Annotated in this window: 11 protein-coding genes; 8 read left to right on the top strand and 3 right to left on the bottom strand. The window is 66.0% G+C overall.

Going from position 1 to position 12459, the window contains the following annotated elements; genetic code table 11:
• Positions 1–168: 168 nt before the first annotated feature.
• The gene (locus ACODS2_RS06180; RefSeq protein WP_488998026.1) at positions 169–1782 is read left to right on the top strand and encodes a GMC family oxidoreductase; all 1614 of its coding nucleotides are present in this window, start codon (positions 169–171) and stop codon (positions 1780–1782) included.
• Between the two features lie 123 nt (positions 1783–1905).
• Positions 1906–2667, top strand: a complete 762-nt coding sequence (locus tag ACODS2_RS06175; RefSeq protein ID WP_488998025.1) for an SDR family NAD(P)-dependent oxidoreductase — start codon at positions 1906–1908, stop codon at positions 2665–2667.
• 44 nt (positions 2668–2711) lie between these two features.
• Here ACODS2_RS06175 and ACODS2_RS06170 read toward each other — a convergent pair whose 3' ends face one another.
• Positions 2712–3368, bottom strand: a complete 657-nt coding sequence (locus ACODS2_RS06170) for an alpha/beta hydrolase (protein ID WP_298171912.1) — start codon at positions 3366–3368, stop codon at positions 2712–2714.
• A 142-nt stretch (positions 3369–3510) separates the two neighbouring features.
• Here ACODS2_RS06170 and ACODS2_RS06165 point away from each other — a divergent pair, with 142 nt between their 5' ends.
• Genes ACODS2_RS06165 through ACODS2_RS06155 form a run of 3 tightly spaced genes read left to right on the top strand, consistent with a single transcriptional unit; the run spans position 3511 to position 6001 of the window.
• Entirely contained in the window at positions 3511–4560 is a 1050-nt protein-coding gene (locus ACODS2_RS06165) for a cysteine desulfurase family protein (RefSeq protein WP_488998024.1), read from the top strand.
• Positions 4557–5621, top strand: a complete 1065-nt coding sequence (locus ACODS2_RS06160; RefSeq protein WP_488998023.1) for a cysteine desulfurase family protein — start codon at positions 4557–4559, stop codon at positions 5619–5621. Before ACODS2_RS06165 ends, ACODS2_RS06160 begins: the two co-directional genes overlap by 4 nt.
• Positions 5622–5668: 47 nt before the next feature.
• Positions 5669–6001 carry a 2Fe-2S iron-sulfur cluster-binding protein gene (locus tag ACODS2_RS06155; RefSeq protein WP_298171903.1) on the top strand — a complete coding sequence of 111 codons (333 nt, stop codon included), beginning with the start codon at positions 5669–5671 and terminating at the stop codon, positions 5999–6001.
• A gap of 88 nt (positions 6002–6089) precedes the next feature.
• Here ACODS2_RS06155 and ACODS2_RS06150 read toward each other — a convergent pair whose 3' ends face one another.
• On the bottom strand, positions 6090–6689 hold the full coding sequence (locus tag ACODS2_RS06150) for a type 1 glutamine amidotransferase domain-containing protein (RefSeq protein ID WP_488998022.1): 600 nt from the start codon (positions 6687–6689) through the stop codon (positions 6090–6092).
• Positions 6690–6797: 108 nt separating this feature from the next.
• On the opposite strand from ACODS2_RS06150, the gene parC reads away from it, so the two are divergent.
• The 3 genes from parC (at position 6798) to ACODS2_RS06135 (ending at position 10325) form a co-directional block, all read left to right on the top strand.
• Positions 6798–9092 (top strand): DNA topoisomerase IV subunit A, encoded by a 2295-nt coding sequence (gene parC / locus ACODS2_RS06145; protein WP_488998021.1) that lies wholly within the window; start codon positions 6798–6800, stop codon positions 9090–9092.
• The gene (locus tag ACODS2_RS06140; protein ID WP_488998020.1) at positions 9089–9856 is read left to right on the top strand and encodes an SDR family NAD(P)-dependent oxidoreductase; all 768 of its coding nucleotides are present in this window, start codon (positions 9089–9091) and stop codon (positions 9854–9856) included. The genes parC and ACODS2_RS06140 overlap by 4 nt, the downstream gene beginning before the upstream one ends.
• A gap of 64 nt (positions 9857–9920) precedes the next feature.
• Positions 9921–10325 (top strand): excalibur calcium-binding domain-containing protein, encoded by a 405-nt coding sequence (locus tag ACODS2_RS06135; RefSeq protein ID WP_488998019.1) that lies wholly within the window; start codon positions 9921–9923, stop codon positions 10323–10325.
• Between the two features lie 3 nt (positions 10326–10328).
• On the opposite strand, the gene ACODS2_RS06130 is transcribed toward ACODS2_RS06135, so the two are convergent.
• Positions 10329–12410 (bottom strand): protein-disulfide reductase DsbD family protein, encoded by a 2082-nt coding sequence (locus ACODS2_RS06130; protein WP_488998018.1) that lies wholly within the window; start codon positions 12408–12410, stop codon positions 10329–10331.
• Between the last annotated feature and the right edge of the window lie 49 nt (positions 12411–12459).

The raw sequence follows: 12459 nt of genomic DNA, 5'->3' as shown, positions 1-12459 counted from the left end.
CGACCTTGAGCCAGATCAGCGCGTTACAGGAATATGGCGCTGCGCCAGTTGGGCAGGGGATTTGGCGGCAATGCACTTGTTACCGTGATTTCCATTCCGCATGATCGGCTCGCACCCATGGCAGCGCAAGGATATGGGCAGCGTGGGTTCCGGGGAGAATGTTGCAACATGGACGGGCAATTTGATTTTGTGATCGTTGGCGGCGGGTCTGCAGGGTGCGCGCTGGCCAATCGGTTGTCGGCCGATGCCGGCACGCGCGTGGCGCTGCTCGAGGCGGGTGGTAGCGACAAGAACATGTTCATCCAGATGCCGGGCGGCATCGCCGAAATCATCCCGCCGGACAAGAACAGCGCGTTTGACTGGAGTTTCTGGACCGAGCCGCAGACCCAGCTTGGCAATCGCAAGCTTTACTGGCCGCGCGGGCGCGCGCTGGGCGGATCGTCCTCGATCAATGGCATGGTTTATATTCGCGGCCATGCCAGCGATTACAATCGCTGGGCGCAGCTCGGCCTGACTGGCTGGGGCTGGGAGGATGTTCTGCCCTATTTCCGCAAGTCCGAAGACAGCGAACGCGGTGCGGACGATTTTCACGGTAGCGGCGGCCCCTTGCACACCAGCCGCAAGGGCGCGCTGCAAAGCGTGCTCAACGAAGCCTTCGTACAAGCTGCTGTGCAAGCCGGATATGCCCGCACCGATGATTTCAATGGCCCGCAATTCGAAGGGGTAGGCCAGTATGATGCCACGATCAAGGATGGCGAACGTTTCTCCGCAGCCAAGGCCTATCTGACCGAGGCGGTGCGCAAACGCCCCAATCTCACCATCCTGACAGGGGTGCAGGTGGAACGTGTGTTGTTTGAAGGCACGCGGGCGACAGGGGTGTCCTATCGGCAGAACAATGCGGCGTTCAGCGTCGCGGGCCGCGAGGTTATTCTCTGCGGCGGCGCGGTCAACAGCCCGCAATTGCTGATGCTGTCCGGCATCGGTCCGGCTGCGCATCTGCAAGGCTTCGGCGTGCCGGTGGTGGCCGATAGCCCGGATGTCGGCGGCAATCTTCAGGATCACCTCGATGTGATTGTGCAATGGCATTGCAGCCAGCCGATCACGCTGAACCGCAACAGCAAGATGATCAACAAACTGGCGGCGCTGGGCAAATGGGTCTTTTTGCGCTCTGGCAACGGCGCGCATATGCCCACGCCCATGGGCGCGTTCCTTTCAACCCGCGAAGGTCTTGCCGCGCCCGATATCCAGATGCATTTCATGCCGGTGCTCGGCAATCCGCATGGCCGCGGCGGGCTTGGCAGTCGCCATGGGTATCAGCTCCACGTCTGCCAGTTGCGCCCCGAAAGCCGCGGCACAATCCGCCTGAAATCGCCCGATCCGCTTGCACACCCGGCGATCGACCCGAATTATCTCAGCGCGCCCGAAGATGTCGAAACGCTGCTCAGCGGGGTTGAAATGGCCCGGCGCATTGGCGGCCAGCCTGCGTTTGCTGCGTTCAACGATGGCGAAGCCTGGCCGGGACCACAGGTGACCGACCGCGCCGCGTTGCTTGAAAAAATGCGGGGCTGGGCGGAAACCATTTATCACCCGGTGGGCACCTGCCGCATGGGCATCGATGATCGGGCAGTGGTCGATGGCGCGCTGCGGGTAAACGGCGTGGATGGACTGCGGGTTGTTGATGCCAGCGTGATGCCATGTCTGGTTTCGGGAAACACCAACGCGCCGACGATCATGATTGCCGAAAAAGCCGCAGACATGATCGCGACTCGTAACCGGGCCTGAGATCGGTAAACACGCAACAGCGCATGGGAATGTTGGGGGCACCCCCTGCCCAAAACGCGAGTGGCCGCGGCCACGCGCCCTGCCCATGGTCGCGCATCGCAACACGCAAAGAAGGAACGCGCAATGGATCTGGGGCTCAAGGACAGGAAGGCCATTCTGGTTGGCGCCAATGGCGGGATCGGGCGTCAGGTGGCGCTCGCGCTCGCGGCGGAGGGTTGCCATGTCGCGGTTTGCGGCCGCACGCAGGCCAAGGTTGACAAGATCGTCGGTGAACTCGCGCCGAGCGGGGTCACCGTCTATGCTGAGGCGCTCAATGTCACCGATGCCGAGGCGGTTCCAGCCTTCGTCGACAAGGCGGCCGAAGCGCTGGGCGGCTGCGACATCTTCATCAGCTTCACCTCCGCCAATCTGGGCGAGGACAGCGATGCCGGCTGGGATGCGGTGATGCAGGCCGATATCCTCCCCATGCGCCGCGGCGTTGCGGCAGCAAAGCCCCACCTCCTCAAGTCCGATGCCGGCTCGATCATCTGCATGAGCTCGACCGGCGCGGTCGAGGAATTCATGGGCGTGCAGCCCTACAATGCGCTGAAAGCGGCGGTGATGGTCTATTCATCAGACCTGTCGCAAGCGCTCGCGCCGCAGGGCGTGCGCGTCAACTGCATCACCCCCGGTCCGATCATGACCGAGGACGGCCCCTGGACCTATATCAAGAACAACATGACGCCCTTCTACGAAAGCACTCTGGCCAAGATCCCGATCGGCCGGATGGCGACGGGCGAGGAACTGGCCCGGGCGATCGTGTTCGTCGCCTCGCCTGCCTGCTTGGCGATGACGGGTGCGAACATTGTCGTCGATGGCGGCTATACCAAGCGCGTGCAGTTCTGAGCTGAACACCCCCTCTCCCGTAACGGGGAGGGGGCTTTCCCGGCTCAGCGGATCGGGCAATCCGGCGAGAGGCGCATATCGAGGTAGTTGTCCACCGCGCGCATCATATCGTCGAGTTCGTTCTCGAAGAAGTGGTTGGCGCGCGGGATTTCGTCGTGGTGGATGGTGATGTGCTTCTGGGTGCGCAGCTTGTCGACCAGCTTCTGCACCGCATTCGGCGTCACCACCGTATCGGCCGCGCCCTGCACGATGATGCCGGAGGCGGGGCAAGGGGCGAGGAAGCTGAAATCATACATGTTGGCCGGCGGGGCGACCGAGATGAAGCCGCGGATTTCCGGGCGGCGCATCAGCAGTTGCATGCCGATCAGCGCGCCGAACGAATAGCCTGCGATCCATGTCGTGCTCGCCTCGGGATGGATCGACTGCACCCAGTCGAGCGCGGCGGCAGCGTCAGACAGTTCGCCGATGCCGTTGTCGAAGCTGCCCTGGCTGCGGCCAACGCCGCGAAAGTTGAAGCGCAGCACAGCAAAGCCGCGCGCCACGAAGGTCTTGTACATCGCCTGCGTGATGCGATCGTTCATCGTGCCGCCTGCCTGCGGGTGCGGGTGCAGGATCATGGCGACAGGCGCACGCGGGCGTGAAGCGGGCTGGAAGCGGCCTTCGAGGCGACCATCGGGACCGGGAAAGATGACTGCGGGCATGGACTGTCCTGATTTACCGAGCCCTGTCGTGGGGCCAAGGGGCCGCGCGGCACGCCGGGGCTGGGAAAAGCGAGAAGCCGCTATATAGAAACGGTTGCCTCAAAAGCAATCATTCCCGCCATACGACGGATCCCTGCGCCCGATGCCTGCCATCTACCTCGATCATGCCGCCACCACGCCGCTGCTGCCCGCAGCGCGCGAGGCGATGATGGAGGGCTTTGCGATCTGGGCCAATCCTTCGAGCCCGCACAAGGCTGGCCGCGCCGCGCGGGCGGCGCTGGAAGACGCACGCGCGCGGGTGAAGGCGGCGCTGGGCTGGCCGGGCGAAGTGGTGTTCACCAGCGGCGCGAGCGAGGCTCTGGCGATCGGACTGGGCCGAGCGCAGGCGGACCGGCGGATTGTCTCGGCAGTGGAGCACGATGCGGTCTTCCGCGCGGCGCCCGATGCGCAGGTGCTTCCGATCCGCGAGGGCGAGCCGGATGCCGATGCGCTTGCGGCCATGCTTGCCGCACCGGGCCGCGCGGTGGTTGCCGTGCAGTCGATCAATTCGGAAACGGGCACCGTACTGATGCCGCTTGTGCGTAACATCCTTGCCGAGCAGGTGCGCGCGGCGGGCGGGATGCTGCTGGCGGACTGTTCGCAATCGGCGGGCAAGGCGGCGCTGCCGGATGCCGACATGATCGTGGTTTCCGCGCACAAGCTGGGCGGGCCGATTGGCGTAGGCGCGCTGCTGGTGCGCGATTGGGCGATGCTGCAGCCCAGCGGCGGACAGGAGCGCGGCTATCGTCCGGGAACGGAGAACCTGCCCGGCGCGCTTGGCCTTGCGGCGGCGCTCGAGGCGGGGGACATTGAAAGCTGGCAGACCACCGCCGAGCAGCGCTTCGATTTCAGGAATGCGCTGTTCCGCCATGGTGAAGTGCTCACGCCCGGCGTGCAATGCAGCCATATCTTCGCCGTTGCCGCCCCGCGCATGGCCGCCACGGCGATGCTCATCCGCATGGATTCGCTGGGCTTTGCGATTTCCGCAGGCAGCGCCTGTTCGTCGGGCACGCTGAAACCCAGCCGCGTGCTGCAAGGCTTTGGCATCGATCACGATGTGGCGCGCCGCACGATCCGGGTCAGCCTTGGCTGGAACACCACGCCCGCCGAACTGGATGCCTTTGCGCAGGCTTGGGCCGAGGTGAACGCGTGATCTACCTCGACTATCAAGCCACCACCCCGCTCGCGCCCGAAGCGCGCGAGGCCATGCTGCGCTGGCTGGCTGATGACGGTTTCGCCAATCCGCACAGCCCGCACCGTCCGGGGCGGGCAGCGGCGGCGGCGGTGGAGGTGGCGCGCGAGCAGGTGGCGGCGCTCCTGCCGCCCGGTGGCCGGGTGATCTTCACCGCCGGCGCGACCGAGGCGCTCAATATCGCCATTCTGGGCTGCGGGGCGCGGCGCATGGCTGTTTCGGCCATCGAGCATGCGGCGGTGCTCGATACCGCGCGCTTTGCCGATCCGGATTGTGTGGTCTTGCCGGTCAGCGCGGACGGGCTGGTGGACGCAGCTGCCCCCATTCAGGCGGGCACAGGCCTCGTCGCAGCGATGCAGGTCAACAACGAGATCGGCACGATCCAACCGGTGGAGGCCTTGGCCGAGGCGGCGCATGCGGCGGGTGCGCTGTTTCTCTGCGATGCGGTGCAGGCCGCCGGCAAGCTCGCACCGCCCGCGACCGCGGACATGATCGCGATCTCCGCGCACAAGCTCCACGGCCCCAAGGGCATCGGCGCGCTGTGGGTGCGCGACGGGCTGACACTGACGCCGCTTATCCATGGCGGCGGGCAGGAGCAGGGCCTGCGCTCTGGCACGCTTTCGCCTGCGCTCTGCGCTGGGTTCGGTGCGGCGGCCGCCTTGTGTACAAGTCTGCGGGAAAGCGATGGACAGCACGTGGAAAGCCTGTGGCAGCAGGCCCGTGCGCTGTTTGCGGGCTGGACACTCAACGGCAGCGCAAACCAGCGCTGGCATGGCAATCTCAACATCCGCCGCGATGGGCTCGATGTGGCGCGACTGATGTCCGATTGCCGCAGCCTCGCATTTTCTGCAGGCTCTGCCTGTGCCAGTGGCTCCGGTCGGCCCAGCCATGTCTTGCGCGCGCTCGGACTTTCGGACAGGGAAGCAAAAACCGCGATCCGGATCGGCTTCGGACGCTATACCAGGGCAGAGGATCTTGAGCGGGCGGCGGCTGCGATCAACGCGGCGGCGAACAGTCAGTGAGCGCGTGGCGCGCTTTGCGCGCCGGGTTGCAGGGAGCGACATAAGCCATGGTCAAGGTCACCTTCATCACCGCGCAGGACCAGCGGATCAGCGCCGAGGCGGCAGTTGGGACGCGGCTGCTCGAAGCGGGCCAGAATGTCGGGATGCCGCTGGAAGGCACGTGCGAGGGGCAGATGGCCTGCTCGACCTGCCATGTCGTCGTGGCGCCTGAATGGTTCGGCAAGCTCGATCCTGCCAGCGATGACGAGGAAGACATGCTAGATCTTGCCGCCGGGGTAACGCGGACGAGCCGCCTTTCGTGCCAGATCGTCCTCACCGATGCGCTCGACGGGCTGGAAGTGCGCGTTCCCGAAGAAGCGCGGGATATGCAGGGCCGCTGAGGGGCAGGGCCGCTGAGGGGCAGGGCCGCTGAGGGGCAGGGCAGGGCCCGCCCTTGCCGGATTGACTGCCGGCAAGAGCGGGCTTGGCTTAGATGCTTTCGATCTCGTCCACTTCGGTCCCGTCGTGGGTTCCCTCACCAGTTTCCTCGTCGATTTCCTCGTCGGCTGCTTCAAGCGCCTCGATCAGGGCCTCGGTGAAGGCCGGAATATCCTCGGGCTTGCGGCTGGTGATGAGATTGCCATCGATCGCAACTTCCTCGTCAACCACATCGGCACCGGCATTTTCGAGATCGGTGTGGAGTGAGGGCCAGCCAGTGACAGTGCGGCCATGAACGAGATCGGCCTCGATCAGCAGCCACGGCGCGTGGCAGATCGCCGCGATCGGTTTGCCGTCCGCATCGAAGTTCTCGATCAGCTCGATCACCCGGTCGTCCATGCGCAGCACATCCGGATTCATCTGCCCGCCGGGGAGCAGCAGTGCGTCGAAGTCCTCGGCGGAAACTTCCTCAATGTCCTTGTCGACGGTGACGGCTTCGCCCCACTCCCCGTGATTCCAACCCCGGATCTTGCCCGGGGTGGGGCTGGCGAGCGTCGTCTTGATGCCCGCGGCTTCGAGAAGCTTGCGGGGTTCCATGAGTTCGGATTGCTCGAAACCGTCGGTCGCAATGATGAGGACGCGCTTGGCCATGGGAAATATGCTTTCTGTCGGGGGCGGGACTGACAGGGTAATGATCGGGGGATGCCGGTGTTCCGGGCGGTTCCGGAAGCTGGGCGCGCTTGCTATGGATTCGCCAGCATGACCAAGATCACCACCGAAGCCGAACCCGATCCCTTCGACGCCATCGTCGATGCGCCCTTTGATGCAGCGCTGTCGGAGCGCTATCTCGTCTATGCGCTCTCCACGATCACCGCGCGTTCGCTGCCCGATCTGCGCGATGGGCTTAAGCCCGTACATCGGCGGTTGCTCTGGGCGATGCAGCAGCTGAAGCTCGATCCAACGGGCGCGTTCAAGAAGTCCGCGCGCGTGGTGGGCGATGTTATCGGCAAGTATCATCCGCATGGCGATGCCTCGGTCTATGATGCGATGGTCCGCCTCGCGCAGGATTTCGCGCTGCGTTATCCCTTGGTCGAGGGACAGGGCAATTTCGGCAATATCGACGGGGATAATGCCGCCGCTTACCGCTACACCGAAGCGCGGCTGACGCGCACCGCGATGCGGCTGATGGCGGGGCTGGAAGAAGGCACCGTCACCTTCCACCCCACTTACAACGGCGAGGAGGAAGAGCCGGAGATATTCCCCGGCCTGTTCCCGAACCTGCTCGCCAACGGTTCCAGCGGCATTGCAGTCGGCATGGCGACCAATATCCCCAGCCATAACGTGGCCGAGATCGTCGACGCCACGCTCATGCTGATCGACAACCCGGCGGCCACCCATGCCGAGCTGATGGAAGTGTTCCACGGCCCCGATTTCCCGACCGGCGGCCTTGTGGTCGACAGCAAGGCTTCGATCAGCGCCGCCTATGAAAGCGGCAAGGGCGCGATCCGCGTGCGCGGGCGGTTCTCCACCGGGCGGCAGGAGGATGGCAGCTGGGAGGAAACCGGCATCGAGAAGCTCGGCAGCGGCCAGTGGCAGCTGGTGCTCTCCGAAATCCCCTACCAGGTGCAGAAGGGCAAGCTGATCGAGCAGATCGCCGCCCTGATTGCGGACAAGAAGCTGCCGATCCTCGAGGACGTGCGCGACGAGAGCGACTCGGCGATCCGCATCGTGCTCGTGCCCAAGAGCCGCAATGTCGATCCCGATCTGCTCAAGGAATCGCTGTTCCGGCTGACCGATCTCGAAGTGCGCTTCGGGCTCAACCTGAATGTGCTCGATGCGCGGCGCACGCCCGGCGTGCTGGGGCTCAAGCTGCTGCTGCAGGAATGGGTGATCGCGCAGATCGACATCCTGCTGCGCCGTTCACGCCACCGGCTGGAGAAGATCGCGAACCGGCTCGAACTGCTCGGCGGCTACATCATCGCCTACCTCAACCTCGACAGGGTGATCGAGATCATCCGCACCGAGGATGAGCCCAAGCCGATCATGATGGCCGAGTTCGAGCTGACCGACCGGCAAGCCGAGGCGATTCTCAACATGCGGCTGCGCAGCTTGCGCAAGCTGGAAGAGATGGAACTGCGCAAGGAGCGCGACGGGCTGATCGCCGAGCAGACCGACCTGCAGGCGCTGCTCGATGATCCCAAGCTCCAGAAGAAGCGCCTCAAGGCCGACCTCAAGGCGCTGCGCAAGGAATACGCCGAGACGACCCCGCTCGGCGCGCGCCGCACCACGCTGCTGGAGGCCGCGCCGACGCGCGAATTCAGCATGGATGCGATGATCGAGAAGGAGCCGGTGACGGTGATCCTTTCGGCGCGCGGCTGGATCCGGGCCGCAAAGGGCCACCTCGCGCTTGATACGGACTTCAAGTTCAAGGAAGGCGATGGCCCGGCCTTCGCGCTGCACTGCCAGACGACCGACAAGCTGCTGTTCGCCCTCGACAACGGGCGGTTTTACACGCTGGGGGCGGACAAGCTGCCGGGCGCGCGCGGGTTTGGCGAGCCGGTGCGCACGATGCTCGATATCGATCCGGAGGCGCAGATCGCGGCGCTGGTGGTGCACAAGGCCAAGGGGCAGCTGCTGCTTGCCGCGAGCAGCGGGCGCGGCTTTGCCGCCGAGATGGACGAGCTGCTGGCCGAAACCCGCAAGGGCCGCGGCGTCGTCACCACCAAACCCGGCGTGAAGCTGACTGTGGTGCGCGAGATTGCGGCGGAGCACGACCATGTCGCCGTGGTGGGCGAGAACCGCAAGCTGGTGATCTTCCCGCTGAGCGAAGTGCCAGTGCTCGCCAAAGGGCAGGGCGTGACCTTGCAGCGCTACAAGGATGGCGGGCTGGCAGACGCCATCACGCTCACTTTTGCGGATGGCCTTTCGTGGGCAATGGGGGGAGAAAGCGGGCGCACGCGCACTGAAAAGGACCTTCTGCCGTGGAAGGTCGCGCGCGGCGCGGCTGGGCGGCTTCCGCCCACCGGCTTTCCGAGGGACAACAGGTTCACATGACGGGTAACAGACTGGCTGGACGCATCGCGCTGATCACCGGCGCTTCTTCGGGCCTCGGCGAGCATTTCGCGCGGCTCTATGCGAGTGAGGGCGCTGCGGTTGTCATCGGCGCGCGGCGCGTGGAGCGCATTGCGGCGCTGGCGGACGAGATCAACGCTGGCGGCGGGAAAGCGCTGGCCGTGGCGCTTGATGTGACGGACGAAGCCTCGATCATCGCGGCGTTCGATGCGGCAGAAGCAGCCATCGGCGTGCCCGATGTGGTCGTCGCCAATGCCGGGATCGTGGTGCCGGGCCGGGCGATCGATGTGCCCGCCGAAGGCATCCGCTCCGTCGTCGATACCAACTTCACCGGCGTGTACCTCACCGCCCGCGAAGGGGCGCGGCGGATGATCAAGGCGGGATCGAAGGCGAGCGAGAAGGGCCGCGTCATCCTGATCGGCTCGATCACCTCGCACATGACCGGGCAGGGCGATGCCTCCTACGCCGCCACCAAGCTCGCCGTGCAGCACCTCGGCCGTCAGCTGGCGCAGGAATGGGCGCGGCTGGGGATCAGCGTCAACACGATCCAGCCCGGCTACATCAGCACCGAAATCGCTGGCGACTGGTTCGATACCGAAGGCGGCAAGGCCCAGATCAACACCTGGCCCCGCCGCCGCCTGACCGATATCACCGCGCTGGATGAACCGATGGTGTTCTTCGCCAGCGATGCTGCGCGGCAGGTGACGGGCTCGCACATCACGGTGGACGACGGGCAGAGTTTGTAGGGGGCGGCGGCAGCAGGCATCGGGGCAAACGGAGATTTTACCATAGCCTGCTAAACCGGATGTCATGCGACCACGGGGTAACCTTCGTCTTGTAGCGGCACGGCCAGAACGGCGTGCGCGTGCAGGCTTGCTTGGCAAGCATCGGAAGAGCCTCGGCGTGCTCACCTTGGCGGCAATTGTAGGAATCGGAACCGGAACTGCAAGCTTGGCGATCAACGATGGTGCGCTGGCGACCGCGAGGAACTGGGTAGGCTCGGCTGCGGTAAATCTCGGGTTGATGCGAAAGCGCGCGCCGCAGACGGGCGATCATTGGATCAGTTGCGATCAGGCGCGAGCCGCAGGCACCGTGCCACTGTACATCGGGGAACCCGGCTATCGTGACAGCCTTGATGCGGATGCAGACGGGGTGGCTTGCGAGCCATACCGCTGGAGTGCGCTCTGGATGCACACGCGGCCAATCAAACCCTGAATGCTAGCTTGAGCCCCCCGGCAGCCCCGCCATGAAGTCCGCGCTCAGCACTTGCGGCAGCTTTTGCGGCTCGGCGGCCTTGGCCGGATACCACAGGTAAAGCGGCACGCCCGCTGCGCCCTGTTGCGCAAGGAAGCTCGTGATCTTGGGATCACGCCGCGTCCAATCGCCCACCAGCACGACGACGCCGGCCTTGCGGAAGGCATCGCGCGTGGTCTCGCGCTCGATCGCGGCAGCTTCGTTGACCTTGCAGGATAGGCACCAGTCGGCGGTGAAATAGGCAAACACCGGCTTGCCCTCAGCCCGCGCCGCAGCCAGCGCGGCCTCGCTGAAGGGCTTGGCATCGAGGAGTCCCGCTTCCACCTCGCCGCCGGGGCCCGCCGTGGCGAGGCGCGGCGTGGCGGCTAGGGCGAGCGCGGCCAGCGCGACGCTGCCGGGCAGGGCCCACTTCATCGTGCCGAGGCCCTGCCGCTGTGCGCGGCCGATCATGATCAGCAGCGCCACGACCAGCACGGCGAGCGCGATGGCACCTGCCGCATAAGCCGGTCCGCCCAGCCGCCATGCCAGCCAGCACAGCGCCAGCACCGTCAGCCCCATCGGCACGGCCATCGCGCGGCGAAAGCGCTCCATCCATGCGCCGGGTTTGGGCAGCAGTCGGCGCAGTGCAGGCACGAAGCCCAGCAGCAGGAACGGCAGCGCGAGGCCGAATCCGAGCGCGGCGAAGACCGCCATCGCAGCCCATGCCGGCAGAACCAGCGCAGCGCCGACCGCAGCGGCCATGAACGGGCCGGTGCAGGGCGTGGCGACGAAAGCAGCCAGCAGACCGGTGCCGAACGCGCCGACCCAGCCACCCTTGCCTGCGCCGCCGCCGCTTTCGATGGAAAGCCCCGGCAACTCATAAAGCCCCATGAAGTTCGCCGTGATCGCGACCGCGAGGAGCAGCAGGAGCGCGACGACGCCCGGGTCCTGCAACTGGAATGCCCAGCCGACTTGCGTGCCCGCCGCGCGCAATGCGAGCATGGCCGCGCCGAGGCCCATGCAGGCCAGCATCACGCCGGCGGTGTAGGCCAGGCCTTCGACATGCGCGTTGTGGCTGCCTGCGCGGGCCAGCGCCATCGCCTTGAGGCTGAGGATCGGGAAGACGCAGGGCATGACGTTGAGGATGAGCCCGCCCACGAGCGCGCCAAGGATGGCGAGCACCAGCGTGGCGGCGGAGAACGGTGCGGGCGCACTCCCCTTGCCGAGCGGCGTGCCGCCCGTCGGCACCGCGCCGGGTGCGGCGGTGAAGGCAATTCCGCCGAGCGATTCGCCCTTCGCGCCAGTGCCCAGCGACAGCACGCCAGAGAGCGTGGCGGGCGGCTCTGGCGAGGCGAAGGAGGCCTTGGCGAGTTCGATCACGAGCGTATCGCCCACGCGGCTGAACGCTTGCGGCTTGGCGTAGCTCGCCACGCCCGGCGCATCGATGAAGAAGTGCGGCTCGCCAATGGCGGCGCCCGCCGGGAAGGGCAGCGCAATGCGCCAGCCGGTGGGGGATGCTGCGACGGTGCCCTGCCGGTCGAGCGGGGCAGGCAGCGCAGCGCGCCAGCCATCGAAGCGCGCATCCGCCGCACCGCTGCCCACGGTCACGGTGCCCTGCAACGTCGCGCTTTCGGGCACGCAGATCGCCTCGGTGCAGGCGAGCCAATTGGCCTTGGCGCTGATCGGCAGCGTGGTGCCGGGGGCAGCATCTTTAGGTACGGTGAAGGGCACGAGCACGGCGTAGTCATGCTCGTAGACGTGGTTCATCAAGCCCTGCAGCAGCAGCGTCTGCGGCACGGGGAATTCGAGCGCGCCGGTGCCAGCGCCCGGCGGCAGGGTCCATTCGAGCGTGATCGGCAGGCCGGCATCGCCGGGATTGGTCCAATAGCCGTGCCAGCCCTTGTCCGGCTGCATCAGCACCGCGAGGGTTATCGTCTCGCCGGGCTTTGCGGGCCGCTCGGCGAGCAGCGAGGCGCGGATGTGCGGCCCTTGCGCCGCAACGGGCGGGCCAGCCAGCGCTAGCCAGCAGGCCGCGAGCAGAAGGGCGATGTTTCGCAGGAATGCCATATGCCTCGTCTATCGCACCGCAATCGCTTTGGCCACCTGCCCGCCCGGC

This window comes from Novosphingobium sp. FG137, assembly GCF_057809735.1.
The sequence above is the reverse complement of the archived record's forward strand: the minus strand, read 5'-3'. Positions and strand labels throughout refer to the sequence as shown.